The organism is Mycobacterium sp., assembly GCF_965229265.1.
Classification (GTDB): domain Bacteria; phylum Actinomycetota; class Actinomycetes; order Mycobacteriales; family Mycobacteriaceae; genus Mycobacterium.
The window spans coordinates 1,796,860-1,819,171 of record NZ_CBDDIY010000010.1 but is presented as its reverse complement, the minus strand read 5'-3'; the positions used below and the strand labels follow the sequence as shown (position 1 = coordinate 1,819,171).

19 protein-coding genes and 1 pseudogene are annotated in these 22,312 nt (G+C 70.1%); 11 read left to right on the top strand and 9 right to left on the bottom strand.

Annotation, left to right across the window (positions count from 1 at the left end):
- Nucleotides 1–62 precede the first annotated feature (62 nt).
- Together mshB and ADBZ9K_RS10285 are read left to right on the top strand one after the other, a co-directional pair.
- The gene (gene mshB, locus ADBZ9K_RS10290) at nucleotides 63–929 is read left to right on the top strand and encodes an N-acetyl-1-D-myo-inositol-2-amino-2-deoxy-alpha-D-glucopyranoside deacetylase (protein ID WP_526619967.1); all 867 of its coding nucleotides are present in this window, start codon (nucleotides 63–65) and stop codon (nucleotides 927–929) included.
- Complete coding sequence (locus ADBZ9K_RS10285) at nucleotides 929–1,348, top strand: DUF6113 family protein (RefSeq protein WP_526619965.1); 420 nt, start codon at nucleotides 929–931, stop codon at nucleotides 1,346–1,348. The genes mshB and ADBZ9K_RS10285 overlap by 1 nt, the downstream gene beginning before the upstream one ends.
- Nucleotides 1,349–1,358: 10 nt before the next feature.
- Here ADBZ9K_RS10285 and ADBZ9K_RS10280 read toward each other — a convergent pair whose 3' ends face one another.
- Nucleotides 1,359–2,297 (bottom strand): hypothetical protein, encoded by a 939-nt coding sequence (locus tag ADBZ9K_RS10280; protein ID WP_526619963.1) that lies wholly within the window; start codon nucleotides 2,295–2,297, stop codon nucleotides 1,359–1,361.
- A gap of 221 nt (nucleotides 2,298–2,518) precedes the next feature.
- Here ADBZ9K_RS10280 and ADBZ9K_RS10275 point away from each other — a divergent pair, with 221 nt between their 5' ends.
- The 3 genes from ADBZ9K_RS10275 (at nucleotide 2,519) to dapC (ending at nucleotide 6,823) form a co-directional block, all read left to right on the top strand.
- A complete protein-coding gene (locus ADBZ9K_RS10275) occupies nucleotides 2,519–5,098 on the top strand; it encodes a bifunctional FO biosynthesis protein CofGH (RefSeq protein WP_526619961.1) in 2,580 nt (859 codons plus the stop codon).
- 280 nt (nucleotides 5,099–5,378) lie between these two features.
- Nucleotides 5,379–5,702 (top strand): ferredoxin, encoded by a 324-nt coding sequence (fdxA, locus tag ADBZ9K_RS10270; protein ID WP_135427132.1) that lies wholly within the window; start codon nucleotides 5,379–5,381, stop codon nucleotides 5,700–5,702.
- A gap of 35 nt (nucleotides 5,703–5,737) precedes the next feature.
- Nucleotides 5,738–6,823, top strand: a complete 1,086-nt coding sequence (gene dapC / locus ADBZ9K_RS10265; RefSeq protein ID WP_526620893.1) for a succinyldiaminopimelate transaminase — start codon at nucleotides 5,738–5,740, stop codon at nucleotides 6,821–6,823.
- 42 nt (nucleotides 6,824–6,865) lie between these two features.
- On the opposite strand, the gene mspA is transcribed toward dapC, so the two are convergent.
- Nucleotides 6,866–7,504, bottom strand: coding sequence for a porin MspA (gene mspA / locus ADBZ9K_RS10260; RefSeq protein WP_526619959.1), 639 nt, complete (start codon nucleotides 7,502–7,504; stop codon nucleotides 6,866–6,868).
- 185 nt (nucleotides 7,505–7,689) lie between these two features.
- Nucleotides 7,690–9,252 carry a PucR family transcriptional regulator gene (locus ADBZ9K_RS10255; RefSeq protein WP_526619957.1) on the bottom strand — a complete coding sequence of 521 codons (1,563 nt, stop codon included), beginning with the start codon at nucleotides 9,250–9,252 and terminating at the stop codon, nucleotides 7,690–7,692.
- An 84-nt stretch (nucleotides 9,253–9,336) separates the two neighbouring features.
- On the opposite strand from ADBZ9K_RS10255, the gene pruA reads away from it, so the two are divergent.
- From pruA to ADBZ9K_RS10240, 3 genes are read left to right on the top strand one after another with little or no spacing between them, the layout of a single operon-like run.
- A complete protein-coding gene (gene pruA / locus ADBZ9K_RS10250; protein WP_526619955.1) occupies nucleotides 9,337–10,968 on the top strand; it encodes an L-glutamate gamma-semialdehyde dehydrogenase in 1,632 nt (543 codons plus the stop codon).
- The gene (locus ADBZ9K_RS10245; RefSeq protein ID WP_526619953.1) at nucleotides 10,968–11,930 is read left to right on the top strand and encodes a proline dehydrogenase family protein; all 963 of its coding nucleotides are present in this window, start codon (nucleotides 10,968–10,970) and stop codon (nucleotides 11,928–11,930) included. Before pruA ends, ADBZ9K_RS10245 begins: the two co-directional genes overlap by 1 nt.
- 43 nt (nucleotides 11,931–11,973) lie before the next feature.
- Nucleotides 11,974–12,723, top strand: coding sequence for a sulfite exporter TauE/SafE family protein (locus tag ADBZ9K_RS10240; protein ID WP_526620891.1), 750 nt, complete (start codon nucleotides 11,974–11,976; stop codon nucleotides 12,721–12,723).
- Here ADBZ9K_RS10240 and ADBZ9K_RS10235 read toward each other — a convergent pair.
- The 3 genes from ADBZ9K_RS10235 to ADBZ9K_RS10225 form a co-directional block, all read right to left on the bottom strand.
- On the bottom strand, nucleotides 12,695–13,996 hold the full coding sequence (locus ADBZ9K_RS10235) for an acyltransferase family protein (RefSeq protein ID WP_526619951.1): 1,302 nt from the start codon (nucleotides 13,994–13,996) through the stop codon (nucleotides 12,695–12,697). The two genes, ADBZ9K_RS10240 and ADBZ9K_RS10235, sit on opposite strands and share 29 nt — an antisense overlap.
- A 35-nt stretch (nucleotides 13,997–14,031) precedes the next feature.
- Nucleotides 14,032–14,535 carry an Rv2253 family sensor-like surface protein gene (locus ADBZ9K_RS10230; protein WP_526619949.1) on the bottom strand — a complete coding sequence of 168 codons (504 nt, stop codon included), beginning with the start codon at nucleotides 14,533–14,535 and terminating at the stop codon, nucleotides 14,032–14,034.
- A 113-nt stretch (nucleotides 14,536–14,648) separates the two neighbouring features.
- Nucleotides 14,649–15,188, bottom strand: a complete 540-nt coding sequence (locus ADBZ9K_RS10225) for an NUDIX domain-containing protein (protein WP_526619948.1) — start codon at nucleotides 15,186–15,188, stop codon at nucleotides 14,649–14,651.
- 29 nt (nucleotides 15,189–15,217) lie between these two features.
- Here ADBZ9K_RS10225 and ADBZ9K_RS10220 point away from each other — a divergent pair, with 29 nt between their 5' ends.
- Both ADBZ9K_RS10220 and ADBZ9K_RS10215 read left to right on the top strand, forming a co-directional pair.
- The gene (locus tag ADBZ9K_RS10220; RefSeq protein WP_526619947.1) at nucleotides 15,218–16,624 is read left to right on the top strand and encodes an AMP-binding protein; all 1,407 of its coding nucleotides are present in this window, start codon (nucleotides 15,218–15,220) and stop codon (nucleotides 16,622–16,624) included.
- Nucleotides 16,615–16,962 carry a VOC family protein gene (locus ADBZ9K_RS10215; RefSeq protein WP_526619945.1) on the top strand — a complete coding sequence of 116 codons (348 nt, stop codon included), beginning with the start codon at nucleotides 16,615–16,617 and terminating at the stop codon, nucleotides 16,960–16,962. Before ADBZ9K_RS10220 ends, ADBZ9K_RS10215 begins: the two co-directional genes overlap by 10 nt.
- A 16-nt stretch (nucleotides 16,963–16,978) precedes the next feature.
- On the opposite strand, the gene malQ is transcribed toward ADBZ9K_RS10215, so the two are convergent.
- Both malQ and dapD read right to left on the bottom strand, forming a co-directional pair.
- The gene (malQ, locus tag ADBZ9K_RS10210; protein ID WP_526619943.1) at nucleotides 16,979–18,958 is read right to left on the bottom strand and encodes a 4-alpha-glucanotransferase; all 1,980 of its coding nucleotides are present in this window, start codon (nucleotides 18,956–18,958) and stop codon (nucleotides 16,979–16,981) included.
- Nucleotides 18,959–19,005: 47 nt separating this feature from the next.
- A complete protein-coding gene (gene dapD, locus ADBZ9K_RS10205; RefSeq protein ID WP_526620890.1) occupies nucleotides 19,006–19,995 on the bottom strand; it encodes a 2,3,4,5-tetrahydropyridine-2,6-dicarboxylate N-succinyltransferase in 990 nt (329 codons plus the stop codon).
- Nucleotides 19,996–20,009: 14 nt separating this feature from the next.
- Between dapD and dapE the strand changes: the two genes are divergently transcribed.
- A complete protein-coding gene (gene dapE, locus ADBZ9K_RS10200; RefSeq protein WP_526620888.1) occupies nucleotides 20,010–21,074 on the top strand; it encodes a succinyl-diaminopimelate desuccinylase in 1,065 nt (354 codons plus the stop codon).
- On the opposite strand, the pseudogene ADBZ9K_RS10195 reads toward dapE, so the two are convergent.
- Nucleotides 21,071–22,216: pseudogene (locus tag ADBZ9K_RS10195) on the bottom strand (AAA family ATPase); the annotation flags it as partial. The gene dapE and the pseudogene ADBZ9K_RS10195 overlap by 4 nt on opposite strands.
- Nucleotides 22,217–22,312 lie beyond the last annotated feature (96 nt).

The window sequence follows — 22,312 nt, the reverse complement described above, 5'->3', positions numbered from 1 at the left end:
CTATGTCACCGACGACGCCCGCGACGGACAACCAGGGTTCTGCCGATGGGTAGGGTGGCCGGGTGGCTACGCAGGAAACTCCGCGGTTGTTGTTCGTGCACGCCCATCCCGATGACGAGACGATCAACAACGGCGTCACCATCGCTCGCTACGCGCAGCGCGGCGCCGAGGTCACCGTCGTCACGTGCACCCTCGGCGAAGAGGGCGAGATCATCGACGACCACTGGATGCGGCTGGGCGTCGATGAGGCCGACCAACTCGGCGGCTACCGCATCGGCGAACTGACCACCGCGTTGCGCGCGCTTGGCCTGCAGCAGCCACGGTTCCTCGGTGGTGCGGGCCGATGGCGCGACTCCGGGATGCCCGGCACTCCGGCGCGCCGCCACACCAGGTTCGTCGACGCCGATGTGGAAGAAGCCGTCACGCTGCTGGCAGAGGTGATCGACGAGCTGCGCCCGCACGTCATAGCCACCTACGACCCCGACGGCGGCTACGGCCACCCCGATCACATCCAGACCCACCGCATCACCACCGCCGCCGTCGCCGCCGCGACCTGGGAGGTGCCCAAGTTCTATTGGGCGGTCATGGGCGCCAGCGCTTTTCGGGCCGGCGTGGCCGCGCTCAGTGACGACGACGTACTGCCGGACTGGATCTGGCCCCCCAGCGACATCGAGTTCGGCTTCTCCGACGACCGCATCACCGCCGTGATCGAGGCGCCCGAACAGGTGGCCGCCAAGACCGCCGCCATCGCCGCCCACGCCACCCAGATGCTGGTGGGTCCCACCGGGCGCGCATTCACCCTGTCCAACAAGCTCATCCTGCCGGTGCTGGCCGACGAGCACTATGTGCTCGTCGCGGGCACGCCGGGCCCGCTCGACGAGCGTGGTTGGGAGACCGACCTTCTGGCCGGTCTCGACCTCGACCGGTAATGGCCGGCCGGAACGCCGGTCGCGCTGAGGTCCCCGATGATCCGGGCGCGACCGATCCCGCCATCCGCACCGTCATCCTTGTGCTGCTTGCGATCGACGGCGTCATCTCGGCGGTGACCGGTGCGCTGCTGCTGCCGTTCTATCTGGGCTCGGTGCCGTTTCCGCTCAGCGCGCTGATCAGTGGGCTCGTCAACCTCGCCCTGGTGTGGGCGGCGTCGTACTGGACGGACTCCGCCCGACTGGTCGCCGCGCCGCTGCTGAGCTGGCTGGTCACCGTCGCCGTACTCACCTTGGGCGGCCCGGGCGGCGACATCGTCTTCGGCGGTCCCGGCGTGATGGCCTACTCGGTGCTGGTGTTCCTGTTCCTCGGCGCGCTGCCGCCGGGCCTGCTGCTGTGGTGGCGCAACCGCGCGGCCTGAGCCGGACCCGTTAGTCGCTGGCGCGTGTCTTCTGGTTGTGACCGCGCGCGGAGCCGGCCGTCGAGCGGGTCTGCTTGGCGGTGTCGCGGGCCGGCTTGGCATCCCCGCCGGTGGCCCGTTTCTGGACACCGCTCGGTGCGACGGGCGAATCCTGCGTCGCGGCCTTGACGTCGCTGGCGGTCACCGCCTCGGCGGCCGGCGCAGCTTCGGACGGCGTAACGACAGCGCGCTGCCGGGCCGAATGCCCGGTGCCGGAGGAAACGGCCGGGGTGGCGGACTGGGGTTCGGCCGCAGGCTCGGTACCCGACGTGGCCGCCGCAGTCTTGGCGGCCGCAGTCGCGGCGGCGGCGAACGGCAGTGGCGGGAACGGCAGTGGCGGCAGCGGCGGGATGATCCAGCCGATGAAGTAGTTGAACTCTGCGACGGCCGTGTTCACCAGCGCGGTGGCCGTCGTCTGGGCGACGATGGTCAGCCCGGCTGACCACACCGCCGGGTTCAGCGGGTCGTTGAGCACCGGAGCGATCAGGCCGTAGACCATCGCGTCGCCAATCGGTGAACCGAGGTTGTTCCAGAGCAGGGGCGCCTGGTCGCCGATGACGCTCAGGGGCCAGACCCAACCCAGCACGTACTGCGTGAGACTGGCGGCGTAGCTGATCCAGTAATCGGCCCAGTTCCAGGCGGAGATCACCCAGTCGCTGGCGGCGCTGTTGGCGCTCGCGGCTGCCAGTGCGGTCCGCGCAGACGTGGAACTCGATGACTCCGAGGAGGTCGCGCCCAGGACCGCCGCAGCGGCAACGGGGCTCACCAGCGGCTGCACCGCGGCGCTGAGCCGGACGGCGGCTGCCGTGACCGGTGCGGGTGCCGACGGCTGGACCGGCGCGATCACCACAGCGCTCGCGGCCAGCGCCGCGACCCCTGCGGTGAGATACGAACGGGCGGACACGGTCATGGCGGGAACCCCCTGGTGGTGTACAGCTAACAATGACAATTTACGTTGCCGCCAGGCCGGCGTTACAAAGCGTGCGCAGTGTGTCGTGGTTGCTGACCGCGCCCGCACGGCCACAGCCACCCCACCAGCGGTGAGGACTACTGTGTCGATCATGTCGGTCGCCCGAGTTTCAGATTGTGAGACGCGCGGATGATTTCCCAGCTGTCGGCGGTTACGGGGGAGTGGCCCTGAATCCGCAGCCCAGCAGTCCGTTGCCCATTCCGGTGGTTCCGCCCCGGACTGAAGCCCCCTCACCTGCGGCTATGAGGCGCGTCCTGCGCCGTGCCCGCGACGGGGTCGCGCTCAACATCGACGAGGCGGCGATCGCGATGACCGCCCGCGGTGCGGACCTGGACGATCTGTGTGCCAGCGCGGCGCGGGTGCGCGACGCCGGCCTGGAGTCGGCCGGGCGGCGCGGTGCCGACGGACGGCTGCCGGTGACCTATTCGCGCAAGGTGTTCATCCCGGTGACTCACCTGTGCCGCGACACCTGTCACTACTGCACATTCGTCACGGTGCCCGGAAAGCTGCGGGCCGAGGGCCGCGGGATGTACCTGGAACCCGACGAGATCCTCGACATTGCTCGGCGCGGTGGCGAGTTGGGGTGCAAGGAGGCCCTGTTCACCCTCGGTGACCGGCCGGAGGCGCGGTGGCCGGAGGCCCAGCAGTGGCTCGAGGAACGCGGGTACGAGTCGACGCTGGACTACGTGCGGGCGATGGCGATCCGGGTGCTGGAGGAGACCGGGCTGCTGCCGCACCTGAATCCCGGGGTGATGAGCTGGGCGGAGCTGTCGCGCCTGAAGCCGGTCGCGCCGTCGATGGGCATGATGCTGGAGACCACGTCGCGGCGGCTGTTCGAGACCAAGGGGCTGGCGCATTACGGCAGCCCCGACAAGGATCCCGAGGTTCGGCTGCGCACGCTGACCGACGCCGGCCGGCTCTCGGTTCCCTTCACCACCGGACTGCTGGTCGGCATCGGCGAGAACCTGGCCGAACGGGCCGACACGTTGCACGCGATCCGGCGGCTGCACAAGGAGTTCGGGCACATCCAGGAAGTGATCGTGCAGAACTTCCGGGCCAAGGACCACACCGCGATGGCCGGGAGCCCCGACACCGCGTTCGAGGATTTCGTGGCCACGGTGGCCACCGCCCGGCTGGTGCTGGGCCCGGGCATGCGGATCCAGGCACCGCCGAATCTGGTGTCGCGCTCGGAGTGCCTTGCCCTGCTTGGTGCCGGGGTGGACGACTGGGGCGGGGTGTCGCCGCTGACGCCCGACCACGTCAACCCCGAGCGGCCGTGGCCGGCGCTCGACGAGCTGGCGGCGATCACCGCCGAGAGCGGTTTCGACCTCGTGCAGCGCTTGACGGCACAGCCGCGCTACGTGCAGGCCGGTGCCGCCTGGATCGATCCGCGGGTGGCCGGCCATGTGGCGGCCCTGGCCGATCCGGACACCGGCTTCGCGTTGGACGTCAACCCGGTCGGGCGGCCGTGGCAGGAACCCGACGAGGCCGCCGAGTCGCTGGGGCGCACCGACCTGCATTCGGCGATCGACTCCGAAGGCCGCAACACCGAGACCCGAAGCGATCTGGATAGCGCATTCGGCGACTGGGAGTCGATCCGCGACCAGGTGGAGCAGCTGGCCGCCCGCGCGCCCGAGCGCATCGACACCGATGTGCTGGCCGCGCTGCGCGCGGCCGAGCGCAATCCCGGCGGCTGCTCCGACGACGAATACCTGGCGCTGGCCACCGCTGACGGTCCGGCGCTGGATGCGGTTGCGGCCCTAGCCGATTCGTTGCGCCGCGAGGTCGTCGGCGATGACGTGACCTTCGTGGTGAATCGCAACATCAACTTCACCAACATCTGCTACACCGGCTGTCGGTTCTGCGCGTTCGCCCAGCGCAAGGGCGACGCCGATGCCTTCTCCCTGTCTACCCAGGAGGTGGCCGACCGCGCGTGGGAGGCCCACGTCGCCGGCGCCACCGAGGTCTGCATGCAGGGCGGCATCGACCCCGAGTTGCCGGTGACCGGCTACGCCGACCTGGTACGCGCGGTCAAGGCCCGGGTGCCCTCGATGCATGTGCATGCCTTCTCTCCGATGGAGATCGCCAACGGGGTGACGAAGAGCGGCGTGAGTGTGCGGGAGTGGTTGACCAGCCTGCGCGAGGCCGGACTGGACACCATCCCGGGAACCGCGGCCGAGATTCTCGACGACGAAGTGCGCTGGGTACTGACCAAGGGCAAGCTGCCCACCTCGATGTGGATCGACATCGTCAGCACCGCCCACGAGGTGGGGCTGCGGTCGAGTTCGACGATGATGTACGGCCACGTCGACACGCCCAAGCACTGGGTGGGTCATCTCAACGTGCTGCGCGCGATCCAAGACCGCACCGGCGGCTTCACCGAGTTCGTCCCGCTCCCGTTCGTGCACCAGTCCTCACCGCTGTACCTCGCGGGGGCGTCGCGGCCGGGCCCGACGCACCGCGACAATCGCGCGGTCCACGCGCTGGCGCGGATCATGTTGCACGGCAGGATCTCCCAGATCCAGACCAGCTGGGTCAAACTCGGCGTTGAACGCACGCAGGTGATGCTCAACGGCGGGGCCAACGATCTCGGCGGCACGTTGATGGAAGAGACCATCTCCCGGATGGCCGGTTCCGAGTACGGGTCGGCCAAGACGGTGGCCGAGCTGGTCGCCATCGCCGAAGGCATCGGCCGCCCGGCGCGCCAGCGCACCACGACCTACGTCAAGCGCGCGGCCTGATCTCAGCCCGTCAGATTCTGGGCCTCCAGCCAGGTCAGCGCTACATCGGCTACTTCGCGCAACGTGGCTGACATTCGTGTCGCCCGCGCCGGGTGTAGGTGGCTAATATACGCAACGTCTAGTATCAGTAACCACGCGAAACGCTTGAATAACTGGGTATGGGGAAGACCAAGTTAGGGCACACTGAGTCGGCAATCCGCTAACCGGCATCGGATACTTAGCCTTCCCTGCACCGCGCGAGAACACAGCCCCACCGAATAGCAGATCGAGGAGAACCTTCGTGACGTACACGATTGCCGAACCCTGCGTCGACATCAAAGACAAGGCATGTATCGAGGAGTGCCCGGTCGACTGCATCTATGAGGGTGCACGCATGCTGTACATCCATCCCGACGAATGCGTCGACTGCGGTGCGTGCGAACCGGTCTGCCCCGTCGAGGCGATCTACTACGAGGACGACGTCCCGGACCAGTGGTCGCAGTACACCCAGATCAACGCGGACTTCTTCGCCGAACTCGGCTCGCCGGGCGGCGCCTCGAAGGTCGGCCAGACCGACAACGATCCCCAGGTGGTCAAGGATCTGCCGCCGAAGGAAGAGGACTGACACCGCGCGTTCCGCTGCGGGCACGCCGCCGGCCGCTGTCGGCGGCGTTGCCGGTGTTCCCGTGGGACACCCTGGCCGCGGTGACGGCGACGGCGAAATCCCATCCGGGTGGCATCGTCGACCTGTCGGTGGGCACCCCGGTGGATCCGGTGGCCCCGGTGATCCGCGAGGCCCTCGCCGTGGCCAGCGCGGCATCGGGCTATCCGACCACCGCAGGTACCGCGGCGTTGCGCGCGGCGGCGGTGGCGGCGTTGAACCGCCGCTACGGTGTCACCGGGCTGGCCGAGGATGCGGTGCTGCCAGTGATCGGCACCAAGGAATTGATTGCCTGGCTGCCGACCCTGTTGGGGCTCGGCGCCGACGACGTGGTGGTGGTTCCCGAGCTGGCCTACCCGACATACGAGGTGGGGGCGCGGCTGGCTGGTGCGCGGGTGCTGCCGGCCGATTCGGTGACGCAGCTGGGCCCGGAATCACCGGCGGTCGTATTCATCAACTCGCCGAGTAACCCGACGGGCGCCGTGCTGGGCCGCGACCATCTGCGCAAGGTCGTGGAATGGGCCCGGGAACGCGGCACCCTGGTGGTGTCCGACGAGTGCTACCTCGGGCTGGGGTGGGAGGAAGTGCCGACCTCGGTACTGCATGCCTCGGTCAGCGACGGCGACCACACCGGACTTCTCGCGGTGCATTCGCTGTCGAAGAGTTCGTCACTGGCGGGGTACCGGGCCGGATTCGTTGCCGGCGACCCGGACGTGGTCGCCGAGCTGCTGGCGGTGCGCAAGCACGCCGGGATGATGGTGCCGAGCCCCGTCCAGGCCGCGATGGTCGCCGCGCTCGACGACGATGCGCACGAACAGGAGCAGCGGCAGCGCTATGCACGCCGCCGCGAGGTGCTGCTGGCCGCGTTGCGGTCGGCGGATTTCACCGTCGACCACTCCGAGGCGGGACTGTATCTGTGGGCGACGCGCGGCGAGCCGTGCCGGACGACGCTGTCCTGGCTGGCCGAGCGTGGCATTCTCGTCGCTCCCGGGGAGTTCTACGGGCCCCGGGGTGCGCAGCATGTTCGGGTTGCTCTGACCGCAACTGACGAACGAATTGCCGCCGCGGTGGAGCGGTTGAGCTAGGACCAGCTCAACCGCCCCACCCGAGCGGGGGTCAGCCGTGTGTCAGTTCATGTTCCAGGGTTCGCCGTAGGTGGTGACGCTGTCGCCGGCCTTGGAGATCAGCCGGGCGAACGGGCGCAGCAGCACGCCGCCGGCCGCACCGGTCACGGTGCCGTGGGCGTTGGCCACCGCCACCGAGCCGTTGGGGCCCGAGACGTCGACGGAGAAGGTGGCGACTTCCTGGATGCCGGGGCCGTTGCCCAGGTCGGCGCTGATCGAGACACCCGGGAACAGGTTCGGGGTGATCACCGAGCCCAGCGGGTTGAAGCCCGTGGGGGAGATGTCGGCGTCGTCGAGCAGGATGTTGGGCGTGGTGTAGCTGAAGTTGATGCCCACACCCAGCGACCACGGGAAGCCGACCTGGTAGCCCAGCTCCAACGTGCCCGCGAACTCATCGGCACCCGGGCCGACGACGCTGTAGACGGCCTTGCCGGAGTGGAACCACTCCCGGGTCAGCCGGTTGCGGTCCAGGGGGAACACGCCGTTGAGGAAGGTGTCCCACTGCTGAATCGTCATCGTGCGGCCACCGCCGTCGACCAGACTCAGCTCATTGTCCAAACCCGCATGTGACGTGCCCGTCCCGACGAAGAGTGCGGCGAAGGCGGCGATCATCGCCACCAGCACTCGACCCATGTATTTCATACTGACCCCTTGGTGCTCAGTGGTTTCTTGGATGCCCGGACGGGGGTGCGCCCCGGCGCGGGATTACCGCGTGACAGGGCTCACAACCAGTCATGACAACAGCCTCATCGGCACCAGAAGCCACAGCGTTACCAAGTCGTGAGGATTTTTTTCCACGGTCGTGCGGCGCGGCTACTTGACGGCCATCAGGCCGTCGCGCGAAGGCTCAGCGCGAGCACCAGCCGCACGTCGGGGTCGGCCAGCGACGTGGCCATCACCTGCTCGATGCGCCGCACGCGGTAGCGCACCGTATTGGGGTGCACGTGCAGCGCGGCCGCGGCGGCCGTGATGTCGCCGAAGCTGTCCAGGTAGACCTGCAACGTCTGTGCGAGCGCAGGCTCATTGTCGCGCAGCCGGCGCACCCGCGGGTCGACGAGCCGCTCGTCGGCGGCCACCAGCATGACGATCTCGTCGAGCAACACCGTGGTGCGTGCCTCGGCCAGGTGGGTCACCGTCCCCAGGGCGGTGGGGTGGCGCTCGGCGCTGTCCAGGGCGCGGTCGATCTCGCGGCGGGTGGCGGCCACGTCCGCCAGCCCGGCGATCGGAGTCGCGATCACCGCGTGCAGATCCAGGCCGAGTTCGGCGCGCAGCGCGGCGATCGTACCGCGGATCCACGACACCACAGCGGCGTTGCGGCCCGAGTCCGGCAGCACCACATAGACCCGCGAGCCGTTCGCGGCCACCTGGGCGTCCGGTCGAAAAGCGCTGGCGCTCAACGCAAGAACATCGGCCAGTCGCGGGTGCGGGGTCTTGGTGGCGAAACCGATCACCGCCGCCCGTCCCTCGAGGGCGATCCCGAGTTCGCGCGCCAGGCTCGCCACATCCGTGCCGCCGGCGTCGGCCAGTCCCAGCACCTGCTGGACGGCCAGCAGGTGCGCCGAGGGCCGGGTCGCGAGCCGAGTCATGATCCGGGCGGCCAGCACGGCTGCGCCGCGCAATACCTCCTCGGCGTCCTCGGCCAGTGGCCGAGATCCTTGCTGCACCCAGATCGTCCCGTCGAAACCGGGTCGGCCGTCCTGGCGGTGGATCCCGATCGCCAGTCGCGGCCGCAGCCCCAACTCGGGGCGCTCGGCCACGGCCACCACGTCGGGACCGGCCCGAAGCCGGTCGAAGATTCCCCACTGGGCGATCCAGCGCAGGTGCTCGGGTGGGCCGGCGCGGCCCAGGATCGACAGCCGGCGCAACTCGTCGGCCTCGTCGTTGGAGGCCGAGTACGCCAGCACATGTGATTGCGCGTCCTCGATGCTGACCATGCCGTGAGTCCGGTCGGCGATCGACTGCGCCAACGCGAACAGGTCGGTGCCGGAGTCCGACTGCGGGTCGGCCCGATGCTCGAAAACATGATTGACCAGCCGGTACAGCCGCTCCCACCGGGCCTTGGGGTCGACGGCGACCACAGCGGTGCCCCCGGCGGCGGCGCGGGCGATCACCGTCTCGGAAGGTTCCTTGACGAAGATCGCCGCCGGTGGCCCGTGCGCGGCGCGCTGGCGGTCCAGCCACCGGCTAATGTCGGCTTCGCCGACGCCGAGCAGGAAGAACACGTCGGCAGATCCGGCGCTGACCGATAATCCCAGCCGCACATCGTCGGAGTCGATGAGTGCCGCGGAGCGCACCGGGCGGTCCAGCCCCCGCGGCGCCTCGACGAGTCGGACCAGCGTCGCGTCCAGGGCCAACACCAGCTGACCCAGCCCCACGCCGGTAGCGCGCATGTTGTCCGATTCTACTAGTCGGATCACCAAGTGCTGTCTGATCGGCTAACAGATTCGCTGGCGGTGGCGGCCATCCTTAGGGGCATGGATGCCCGCACCGACGTTCCCGCGCCCGCCAACGAGCCGATCCACGATTACGCCCCCCGCACCGCCGAGCGGACCCGCCTCACGGCGGCGCTGCACGATCTGGGCGGCAACCCCATCGACCTGCCGCATGTCATCGCCGGGCGCCACCGGCTCGGCGACGGCGAGCGCATCGATGTGGTGCAGCCGCACCGGCACCGCGCCCGGCTGGGCACGCTGACCAACGCCACCACCGCCGACGCCGCCGCCGCGGTCGACGCGGCGATGGCCGCCAAAGCCGAGTGGGCCGCGACCCCGTTCGACGAACGCGCCGCGGTGTTCCTGCGTGCCGCCGACCTGCTGGCCGGGCCGTGGCGGGAGAAGATCGCCGCGGCCACCATGCTCGGCCAGTCCAAGACCGCCTACCAGGCCGAGATCGACGCCCCCTGCGAGCTGGTCGACTTCTGGCGCTTCAACGTCGCCTTCGCCCGCCAGATTCTGGGCCAGCAGCCGGTCAGCGGCCCCGGCGTCTGGAACCGCACCGACTACCGGCCGCTGGACGGGTTCGTCTATGCCATCACCCCGTTCAACTTCACCGCGATCGCCGCCAACCTGCCCACCGCCCCGGCGTTGCTGGGCAACACCGTGGTGTGGAAGCCCTCGATCACCCAGACCTTCGCCGCCTACCTGACGATGCAGCTGCTCGAGGCGGCTGGGCTGCCGCCCGGCGTGATCAACCTGGTCACCGGTGACGGGTATGCGGTCTCCGAGGTGGTGCTCGCCGACCGTCGGCTGTCCGGCATCCATTTCACCGGCTCCACCGCGACGTTCCAGCACCTCTGGCGCGAGGTCGGCACCCGCATCGCCGACTACGACAGCTACCCGCGACTGGTCGGCGAGACCGGCGGCAAGGACTTCGTCCTGGCCCATCCGTCGGCGAACCCGGATGTGTTGCGCACCGCGCTGATTCGCGGTGCGTTCGACTATCAGGGTCAGAAGTGCTCGGCGGCATCTCGGGCGTTCGTCGCGCGCTCGGTGTGGCAGAAGATGGGCGACGACTTCCTGGCCGCCACCGAGGCGCTGAGCTACGGCGACGTCACCGACCTGTCGAACTTCGGCGGAGCCGTCATCGATGAGCGCGCGTTCGCCAAGAACTCGCAGGCCATCGAACGGGCCAAGAGCGCGCCGGGGGTCACCATCGCGGTGGGCGGTGGATGTGACGACAGCGAAGGCTATTTCGTCCGCCCGACCGTGCTGCTGTCCGACGACCCGACAGACGAGTCCTTCCGCACCGAGTACTTCGGACCCATCCTGGCCGTCCACGTCTATCCCGACGACCAGTTCGACGCCGTCCTCGACATCGTCGACGGCGGCTCGCGCTACGCGCTGACCGGCGCGGTGATCGCCGACGATCGGGCCGCGGTACAGCGGGCCGCCGAGCGGCTGCGGTTCGCCGCCGGCAACTTCTACGTCAACGACAAACCGACCGGCGCCGTGGTCGGGCAGCAGCCGTTCGGCGGCTCACGGGCCTCGGGCACCAACGACAAGGCCGGTTCACCGCTGAACCTGCTGCGCTGGACCTCGGCCCGCTCTATCAAAGAGACCTTCGTCCCGCCGACCGGCCACACCTACCCGCACATGGAGGTGGACTGATGAGTGGCCTGTTCAACCGCATCGCGCGGCCCGCAATCCTGACCGCCAGCCGCTCGGAACTGTTGCGCCGCAACGCCGAACGGATGCCGCTGACTCGCAACGTCGTACACCGGTTCGTTCCCGGCGAGACCGTCGACGACGCCCTGTCAGCCGTGCGGGGCCTGCGCGATTCCGGGCGGCTGGTCAGCATCGACTACCTCGGTGAGGACGTCACCGACGCCGACGCGGCCGAGGCCACCGTCAAGGCCTACCTGCAACTGCTGGACGCCCTGGGTGCCCGATCGGAGAGCGCCCAGTCGGCGGTGCGACCGCTGGAAGTGTCGCTGAAGCTGTCCGCACTCGGCCAGGCGCTGCCCAGGGACGGCGCCAAGATCGCGCTGGAGAACGCCCGGGCCATCTGCGAACGCGCCTACCAGGTCGGTGCGTGGGTGACCGTCGACGCCGAGGATCACACCACCACCGATTCGACGCTGTCCATCGTGCGCGAATTGCGGACCGAGTTCCCTTGGCTGGGAACGGTGTTGCAGGCCTATCTACGGCGCACCGAAGCCGACTGTGCCGACTTCGCGCGGGAGGGCGCCCGGATCCGGCTGTGTAAGGGCGCCTACGACGAACCGGCGTCGGTGGCCTTCCGTCATCCCAACGAGGTCACCGATTCCTACCTGTGCTGTCTGCGGATCTTGATGGCCGGTGCCGGCTACCCCATGGTGGCCTCGCACGACCCGGCGATCATCGCCGCCGTTGCGGGTCTGGTGGGCGAATTCGGCCGCGATACCGACGGATTCGAATATCAGATGCTCTACGGAATCCGCGACGACGAGCAGCGGCGGCTCGCCGACGCGGGCAACCACGTGCGGGTCTATCTGCCGTTCGGCACCCAGTGGTACGGCTATTTCGTCCGCCGACTTGCCGAACGCCCGGCCAACCTGATGTTCTTCCTACGAGCACTGGCGCACCGGTAGGACGCTGCTGCCCTCCTGCCCGCGCGGAACGAAGGGACCCTCGCTGAGCGCACTGGATGCCCTCACCCTGGTCATCGCCGGTGTGCTTGGGGGATTGACCGGCAGCATCGCCGGTTTGGCATCGGTGGCCACCTATCCCGCGCTGCTGGCGTTCGGCCTGCCACCGGTGACGGCCAACGTCACCAACACGGTGGCCCTGGTGTTCAACGGCATCGGCTCGGCCTGGGGATCGCGACCCGAGCTGGCCGGGCAGGGACGCTGGCTGATTCGGATGGTGCCGGTGGCCGTCGGCGGTGGCGTCGCCGGCGCGGTGCTGCTGCTCACCACCCCGGCGGGCGCTTTCGAGAAGGTGGTGCCGGCTCTGCTGGCTGCCGCCTCGCTGGCGATCCTCGTGCCGCGCGGCACTGGGCATCCGGGCCGCCGGCGTCGAGCGGTGGTGGTTGCCGAGATCGCCGCGATCTTCGGGATCTCGCTCTACGGCGGCTATTTCGGCGCGGCGGCCGGGGTGCTGTTCCTGGCATTGCTGCTCAACGCCGGAGCGGACAGCCTGGCCCACGCCAACGCCGCCAAGAACGTCCTGCTCGGGCTGGCCAATCTGGTGGCCGCGGTGCTGTTCGCGCTCTTTGCGCCGGTGCACTGGCTGGCCGTGATCCCGTTGGGTGCGGGTTGCCTGATCGGGTCGCGACTGGGTCCGATCGTGGTGCGCCACGCGCCCGCCACCGGACTGCGCATCCTCATCGGGATCGCCGGGCTGGCACTGGCGGTCAAGCTGGCGATCGACGCCTACCGGTGACCGCAGGGGCCAGCGCCACCAGCGCCACGCCCAGGATGAACCCGGCAGTCGTAGCGAGCGGAAACCGGCCCCCGGGGGCGAACCCGAGTGAGGCGAAGACCGTCAGCGTGACGGCCAGCGCAAACGTGCCCGCAAACAGCAGCACCTCGGCCAGGCGCGGCGGGAGGGCTAAGGCGACGGTGGGCAGCGGTGCGGAGAAAAGCCTGCGGCCCCACCACAGCAACGCCAGTTCGGCGGCGGCCACCACGGCCAGCATCGCCACCCATTCCAGCCGGAACAGCCACCACGCCGCCGAGCCGAGCACCGGCTGCGGCAGCAGACCGGTCGGATAGCCCGCCACGGCCACGATGACCACCGGCACCATGTGCCACAGATACAGCGCCATCACATTGGCGTTGGCCACCGCCAGAAGGCGTTGTGCGTGAGGCGCTTTCAATGCCCGGTCGACAGCGGGCGCGGCGGCCAGTACCAATCCGGCCTGAACGCCGCCGAGGGCCAGGAGGGCCAGATTGGGCGGGCCGGTGTTGTTGATCACGGCGCCTGGCACACCGATCATGCTCACCGGGTAGGGCCCGACGCCGACCAGCAGGGCCAGCGCGACCGCCGAGCCGGCGGCCACCAGCAGTGCCCGGCGGCGGGCCAACATGCCGTCCTGCCAGGCGATGCCGAGCTGATAGAGCACCGCCCACACCAACAGATAGTTCAGCCAACCGGCGTAGGGGAGGCCGACGCCGATGGTCGCCAGGTCCAGCGTGGCCACCACGGCCACCATCGCTGCGGGCACCCACAGGCCCCAGCGCTGGTGCGCGGCCACCGCGACCGGAGTCAGCGCCACCACCAGGACGTAGATGCCCAGGAACCACAGGTGCATGGCCACCGCCCAGGCGCCGAAGTCCAGTTCGGAACCGGCCACCCCGGCCGCCCCCAGCCCCGCCACCACCAGCAGGACGAACACCACATAGACCGTTGTCGGTCCCAGCGGCCGGACCAGCCGCCGGCGCAGCCAGTCCTGCCGGGATTCGCCGTCACTCCGGTGCCGCCATGACACCGCGCTGGCATATCCGGCCACCACAAAGAACACCGGCACCACCTGGAAGATCCAGGTCAGCCATTGGGTCCAGGGCAAGTCGACCAGCGGGTTCTCCCGCCAGAACGCCCCGTCGGAGAACGTCAGCGCGGCCGCGATCCAATGCCCCACCACGATCAGGAGTAAGGCACACACCCGATAGAGGTCCATCGAGTGGTTGCGCACCGACGTCGCCGTTTCAGTCATCGATCTCCATTGTGCGGAGTTTCGGCGCGGCAGGCTCAGGCGGGCAACGCCGCGACCGGCATGACGACGCTGCCTCGGCAGGGGCCCTGGGCGATATCGGTGTGCCAGGTGCCGCGCAGTGACCCGTCGGGCTGTGGTGTGTAGAACGCCCACGACGTGGCCGGGCTCCATTGCTTCTGGTAGCCGTCGCCCAGGAAGCAGTCCCACACCCAGTCATAGGTGGTGGCCCACTCGGTGCCGTTCCAGGTGTAGCGCGTCGGCTGCGGAATGGTCGGGTTGCTCGGCGCGGGACCGTCGACGACGGTGGCCACACAGCCGCCGCCCGAGCATGCGGTCGACAGCGTGAACGTGGCGCCGAAGTCGTTCTCTTTCTGCCGCGTCGCCGGACTGGTGCCGGCCTTCTGCGACGCGTAGGTCACCATCTGGTAGCGCCCGCTCCAGGCTTGCGGCTGGCCGTGCGCGGAGGCCGGGCTGAGCAGGCCCGCAGCACAGATCGTCGCCACGGCCAACAACGTGACACCCAACCGGCCGGTCCCCATAACCCCTCTAACGTCGGTTCCTGCGAACAATCAGCCTAGGGGTCGGTGACCGCCGCACCGGGTCTGCGCCCGGTGGTGTCACACCCGATCGTGACCCAAACCTGACGAGACCGTTACCGGCCCTCGGCCAGCAGCAACTGGGTGTACGCGGCGATCGACTGGGCGTCGGTGATCTCCCCGGAGCGGATCATCGCCTCGAACCGGGTCCGGGCGAACCACGCGAAGTGCATGTCCTGCTCCTCGTGCTCGCGGTCGGGATCGCCCTCGGTGATGTCGGTGGCCAGAAACACCCAGCCCCGCTGACTGCTCATGCCCGCCGCGATGTCGAGGCTGCCCAGCAGCATCAGCGAGCCGGCGCTCAGCCCGGTCTCCTCGCGTAGCTCACGGGCGGCCAACTCGGCGGGCTCGAGTTCGGCCCGATCCGGGGCGGTGCCCTGCGGGAACTCCCAGCGGCGTTCCCCGAGCGGATAGCGGTACTGCTCCACCAGGGCCACCCGGTCGCCGTCGACGGCGATGACCAGCGCATAGGCCGGTTTGTCGATCACGCCGTAGATGCCGGTGGAACCGTCCGGGCGGCGAATGACGTCCTCACGTACGGTCAACCAAGCGTTGCGGTAGACCTCGCGCGATGAGATCGCAGTGATGGGCTGCACCAGGCCAGTATCGGGGTAGCCTCGCTGGCGTGCTGCTGGCCTCGTTGAATCCGGCCGTCGTGGCCGGCGGAGCCGACATCGGCGACGCCGTGCGCATCGACGGCGCCGTGCTCTCGCGTAGTGATCTTGTCGGTGCGGCCACGTCGGTGGCCGAGCGGGTCGGCGGGGCCCATCGGGTGGCGGTGCTGGCCACCCCCACGGTGGCCACCGTGCTCGCTGTCACCGGGTGCCTGATCGCCGGGGTGCCGTTCGTGCCGGTGCCCGCCGATGTCGGAGTGGCCGAACGGGCGCACATCCTGACCGACTCCGGTGCGCAGGCCTGGCTCGGTGCGCGGCCGGCCGACCTCGGCGGCCTGCCGCACGTCCCGGTCCGGGTGCACGCCCGATCGTGGCATCGCTACCCCGAGCCGCCGCCGCACGCCACCGCGATGGTGATGTACACCTCGGGCACCACCGGGCTGCCCAAGGGTGTGCTGATCAGCCGCGAGGCGATCGCCGCCGACATCGACGCCCTGGCCCAGGCCTGGCAGTGGAGCCCGGCGGACACCCTGGTGCACGGGCTGCCGCTGTTTCACGTCCACGGTCTGGTGCTCGGGCTGCTCGGTTCGCTGCGGGTGGGAAATCGCTTCGTCCATACCGGCAAACCGACACCGGCGGGTTACGCGGCCGCGGCGGGCACGCTGTACTTCGGTGTGCCCACGGTGTGGTCGCGGGTGGTGGCCGACACCGAAGCCGCCGCCGCCCTGGCCTCGGCGCGGCTGCTGGTCTCGGGCAGCGCGCCGCTGCCGGTGCCGGTGTTCAGCGCGCTGGCCGAACTCACCGGCCACCCGCCCGTCGAACGGTACGGCAGTACCGAATCGTTGATCACGCTCAGCACCCGGGCCGACGGTGAGCGTCGGCCCGGCTGGGTCGGGCTGCCGCTGGCCGGCGTGCAGACCCGGCTGGTGAACGAGGACGGCTCACCCGTCCCGCACGACGGGGAAACCATTGGCAGCCTTCAGGTTCAGGCGCCCACACTGTTCGACGGCTACCTCAACCGGCCCGACGCGACCGCCGAGGCGTTCGACCCGGACGGGTGGTACCGCACTGGAGATGCCGCCGTCATCGACGCGGGCGGCATGCACCGCATCGTGGGCCGCGAGTCGGTCGACCTGATCAAGTCCGGCGGCTTCCGGGTCGGCGCCGGTGAGGTGGAGACGGTGCTGCTGGGCCATCCGGGGGTCGCCGAAGTCGCCGTCGTGGGCCTGCCCGACGAGGACCTGGGGCAGCGCATCGTCGCGTTCGTGGTCGGTGACGCCGATCCGGCCGAGCTGATTCAGTTTGTCGCCGAGCAGCTTTCGATACACAAGCGGCCCAGGGAGGTGCGGCTGGTCGACGCGCTGCCGCGCAACGCCATGGGCAAGGTGGTCAAGAAGGAGCTCATGACATGGGGATGAGATTCACCGAGATCTGCATCGACGCCCACGACATCAACGCGCTGTCGTCGTGGTGGTCGACGGTGCTGGGTTGGCCGGCCGAAGCGACCGACGACGGCGACGTGGCGCTGCGGGCCCCGGCCGGTGCCGGACCGGACTGGTTGTTCCTGGCGGTGCCCGACGGCAAGGTGGTCAAGAACCGCATCCACTTCGACTTCACCCCCGACGATCAGCAGGCCGAGGTGGACCGGGTGCTCGCCCTGGGGGCGCATCCGGTCGATATTGGTCAGGGCGAGCAGAGCTGGGTGGTCCTTGCCGACCCGGAGGGCAACGAATTCTGCATCCTGGCAGCCGAATAGCGCGCCGTGCCCCGGGTCAGCGCCGGAAGGCCGCGGTGATCTCGGCGACCCGCGGGTCTGCACGCAACTGCTCGAGGGTGGCCGTCAGCGGCAACCGCCAGTTCGGATACTCGTCGATGGTGCCGGGCAGATTGGGCTGGCGGATTTCGCCGATCACGTCGTAGGGCGAGATCAGCTTCAGTCGGCTCGGCGTGGAGGCCAGAAACCGGTGCATCGCAACGATGATCGCCGAGTCGTCGGGATCGGGGTCGGTGAGCAGTCCTTCGGTGCGCAGCAACGCCAGCCACTCGGCGCGTTCCCGCTGCGCAGTCTCCTCTTCGGCCGGCACGTCGTCCAACAGTCCCAGATCGGCGCGCGCCCGGACGTGTTCGCCGCGCAGGAAGCCGGCCGCGGTGGGCAGATCGTGGGTGGACAGGCTCGCAGCGGCCCGGGCCGGCCAACTGGCCGAGGCCAGCAGCGGCTGGCCCGGTGCCGACTCGTCGCGGGTGAACCACGAGACCGCCGAGCCCAGCATTCCGTTGGCGGCCAGCGCTTCGGTGACCTCCGGCTCGACGGTACCCAGGTCCTCGCCGACGACGACGGCCGACGCCCGGTGCGCCTCCAGTGCCAGCACCGCGAGCATGACCTCGGCGTCGTAGTGCACGTAGGTGCCGCGGTCGGGGGTGTCGCCGGGCGGCACCCACCACAGCCGCCACAATCCGGCGACGTGGTCAATCCGCAGGCCGTCGGCGTGGGAAAGGATGGCGCGCAACATGTCCCGCAATGCGGAGTAGCCGGTGGCGGCCAGCCGGTCCGGGCGCCACGGCGGCAGGCCCCAATCCTGTCCGCGTGGGGTGAAGTTGTCCGGCGGTGCGCCGACGCTCACCCCGGCGGCGAGCACGTCGGCCAGCGCCCACGCGTCGGCGCCCTCCGCGTCGACACCGACCGGCAGATCGTGGAGCACTCCGAGCGCCATACCCGAACCGCGCGCGGTGGCCCGCACCCTGGCGAGCTGCTCGGCGCACTGGGTCTGCACCCAGGCGTGGAAGTCCATTCTGGGCGCCAACTCCCGGCGTGCTTGGGCTACCGCCGGGCCGTTGACATCGCGCAGCGGTGCGGGCCATCTGGTCCAGCGGCCGCCGTGCCGCTCGGCCAGTGCGCAGTAGGTCGCCCAGTCGGCCAGGCCCGGCGGCGCTGCCGGCCCGACCAGCGGGGTGGGCCGGCCCACGCTGCGCCACAGTGCCGCCAGCGCAGCGTGTTTGGCCGCCCACACCAGGTCGTGGTCGATCCGCTCGGTCTGGGCCGAGACCCGCAGCGCATCCACCTCGGCGCGGGTGTCGGGATCCGCGTGCCGGTAGCCGTCGAGGTCTTCGATGCGCAGCGCCAGCGGGTTGGCGAACCGCCGGCTCGACGGGGTGTAGGGGGAGGGCTGCACCGGATGGGTCGGCCCGGGTGCGTGCAACGGGTTGAGTAGCACCGCGCCCGCTCCGTGCTCGGCGGCCGTCCAGTCGATGAACGCCCGCAGATCGCCCAGATCACCAATGCCCCAAGAGTTTTCCGAGCGCAGCGCGTAGAGCTGCAGCATCCAGCCCCAGGTCGCCGGGGTGGCCGGCACCTGCGGGGGTGCGGCGACCAGGATGATCTGCTGGCCGGTGTCGGTGTGCAGTTGGTACCAGCCCGGCCGCAGATCGGCGGGCAGCTGCCCGCGCAGCTCGCTTCGGGTGCCGTCCTCACCGATCAGCAGGACCGCACCCGGCACCGGTCGCGGCTGTCCGTTCAGCCGCACCGCGATGGTCGGCGGCAGCAGAGCCGCGCGGTCGCGCTCGGCGAGCTTGTCCAACTCGGCGCGCCGGCCGGCGTCGGTGCCGGCATCGACGTCGAGCAGACCCAGCACGCGGATCACCACATCGGCGTCGACCTGCACCGGCTCCCGCCGCTCATTGCGGTAGGACGTGGCCACGCCATGCGCCGCGGCCAGCCGACGCAGCTCCTCCGGAATCGGTTTCGGGTACAACACGCCTGCTGCTATACCCGGGTCGGCGGCTTTCACACCGGCGCCGGCCGCTAGTTGGCGTGCAGTGCCTCGTTGAGGGCGATGCCGGTGCCGTCGCGGGCCACCACCTCCACCGCGCCGGTCACCGAATTACGGCGGAACAGAAGGTTGTTCGCACCGGACAGCTCGCGGGCCTTCACCGTCGTCCCGTCGGGGGTGCTGACCTTGGTTCCCGCGGTCACATACAGGCCGGCCTCGATGATGCAGTCGTCGCCCAGTGAGATTCCCAGGCCGGCGTTGGCGCCGAGCAGGCACCGCCGGCCCACCGAGATCACCTGGGTGCCGCCACCGGAGAGCGTCCCCATGATGGAGGCGCCGCCGCCGATGTCGGAGCCGTCACCGACGACCACCCCGGCCGAGATCCGGCCCTCGACCATCGACGCGCCCAAGGTGCCGGCGTTGAAGTTCACGAATCCCTCGTGCATGACGGTGGTGCCCGGGGCCAGGTGTGCACCCAGCCGTACCCGGTCGGCGTCGGCGATCCGCACCCCGGTCGGCACCACGTAGTCGACCATCCGCGGGAACTTGTCGATGCCATAGACGGTCACCGGACCCCGGGCGCGCAGCCGCAGCCGGACCTCTTCGAAACCCTCGATCTGACACGGCCCGTAGTTGGTCCACACCACGTTGGTCAGCGCACCGAAGATGCCGTCGAGATTGGCCCCGTGCGGCTCGACGAGCCGGTGTGAGAGCAGGTGTAACCGCAGGTAGGTGTCGTAGGTGTCGGCCGGTTTGTCCTCCAGCGCGGCGATCACGGTGCGCACCACGACGGTCTCGACGCCGCGGGCGGGATCCGGGCCGGCCAGGGCGGCCAGCTCCGCGGGCACCTCGGCGACCGACAGCCGGGTCGTCCCGGCCGGCCCGAAGGACCCCAGCTCGGGGGCGGGAAACCAGGTGTCCAGGACGGTGCCGTCGTCGGTCACGGTCGCCAATCCCACACCAGCAGCAGCAGTCACGCTGCTAGAGGTTAGTGCATGCCGGTGAGCAGCTAACCTGGTCAGTTGTGCCGGACCCGTTGCTAGACCTGCGCGCTGACCCGATCGCGCTGACCGCCGCGCTCGTCGACATCCCGAGTGTGTCGCGCGAGGAGGCCAGAATTGCCGATGCGGTGGAAGCGGCACTGCGCGCGCAGACCCGCGGCTACGAGATCGTGCGCAACGGCAACTCAGTGCTGGCGCGCACAAACATGGGCCTGCCGTCGCGGGTGGTGCTGGCCGGGCACCTCGACACCGTGCCGATCGCCGACAACGTGCCCTCGACTTTCGACGGGGATCACCTGTTGGGCTGTGGTACCTCGGACATGAAATCCGGGGACGCGGTGTTCCTGCACCTGGCCGCCACCGTCACCGAACCGCGCCACGACATCACGCTGATCTTCTACGACTGCGAGGAGATCGAGGCCTCGGCCAACGGGCTGGGCCGCATCCAGGCCGAGCTGCCCGACTGGCTGCAGGGCGACGTTGCGATCCTGGGCGAACCGTCCGGCGGCTACATCGAGGCGGGCTGTCAGGGCACGTTACGCGTGGTCATCACGGCTGCCGGTACCCGGGCGCACTCGGCCCGATCCTGGTTGGGCGACAACGCGATCCACAAACTCGGCGCGGTACTGGACCGGTTGTCGGGCTACGACGCCCGGATCGTCGACATCGACGGCTGCACGTATCGGGAGGGCTTGTCGGCGGTGCGGATCGAGGGCGGCGTGGCCGGCAACGTCATCCCCGACGCCGCCGCGCTCACCGTCAACTTCCGGTTCGCCCCGGACCGCTCGCCGCAGGACGCACTCGCCCATGTGCGGGAGGTGTTCGACGGGCTCGACGTGCACCTGAAGCAGACCGACGTGGCCGCCGGCGCACTGCCCGGGCTGACCCACCCCGCGGCGGCAGCGCTGGTGGCCGCCGCCGACGGGCTGGTGCGGGCCAAGTACGGGTGGACCGATGTGGCACGGTTCGCCGCGCTGGGCATCCCCGCGGTCAACTACGGGCCCGGTGACCCCAACCTGGCCCACCGGCGCGACGAGCGGGTGTCGGTCGCGCAGATCACCGCGGTGACCGAGACGCTGCGCCGCTACCTGACGGGTTAAGCCTCGAGGTGCTGAGCCTGCCGCGAGGCATCCGCGGCAACGCCCGCCATCCCGATGCCGTCGAAGCCCGCCGACGCCGCGAGTAGGCCGGCGGCGTCGCGCGCACGCAGCGCCCTGGCGTAGTCGACGGCCAGGCGTCCAACGACGGTGTCGATGGTGAGCCGGTCCAGTGCGTCGGCGGCCTGGGTGTCACCCAGGCGCACCGCGTCGAGCAGTGCGCGTAGCGCCACGGCTATCTGCCCGCCGCGCTCGGCGGTCCTGGCGGCCTCGCGCGCCGCGAGGATCGCCTCCGGGCCGTCCCGGCGGGCGGCGGCTGTCCACGCTCTCGCCAGCCCCAGTTCCGGTGCGAACAGCATGGACTTCAGGCCGTGCTTGGACTCCGCACGGGCGAGGATCCGGCCGGCATCGGCCAGGCGGCCCGCCTGGGCGACGGCGCGGGCCAGCAGCATCCAGGCCAGCGGTCCCCAGGAGTAGCCGGTCGGCGCCAGCGCGGCGGCCGACTCCTCGAGAAGGTCGGCGGCCGCCACGGGATCGCCGCGGGCAATCAGCACGTCGGCGACCAGCAGCGTGCCGATCGCGTGTGCGGGCTGGGCACCGTGGGCGTCGTCCACCAGCTGCTGGGCCAGCGCCTGCGCCCGATCCAGCTCGCCGCAGACCACCAGCGCCGTCGTCTGGCCGAAGGCGGAGGTGAACCGCAGCAGCCCGGGATGCCCGGCCGCGATGGCCCGGTCGGCGAGCTGGTCGACGTCGGTGAAGGTGCCCATCCGCGCGGTGCACAGCGCGGCCGCCGCGGCTGCCCACCCGACGGCCTGATCGTCGGCATCGGCGGACCCGAGCACGGCGCTGGCCAACTCCAGCGCCCGTTGCGGACTTCCCGCGTTCATCGCGAACGTGCCCAGTAGGGCGTCCAGGGTCGCGACCGCCGGGCCTGATGACACTCGACCGCGCAGGCTGCGCAGGAACGCCGTCGCGCGTTCGGGCTCGTTGAGCATCCAGAACTGATTGGCCGCCCGCGGCAGCGCCCACGCCATCAGCTCGGATTCGGTGAGGGTGGCCGGGTCGACGCCGGCCAGAACGTCAGCCGCCTCGCGTCCGAGGCCCTGCCATGCCAGCTCCTGCGCCTTGGCGAGCGTGGCTTCCAGCGACAGTGACACTGCCGAAGTGTATGGCTCAGCGGCCCCAGGGTAGGGCGAAATGCTGCGCGCGCCAGCGCTCATCGGCGCGCGCGGACTCTGCGC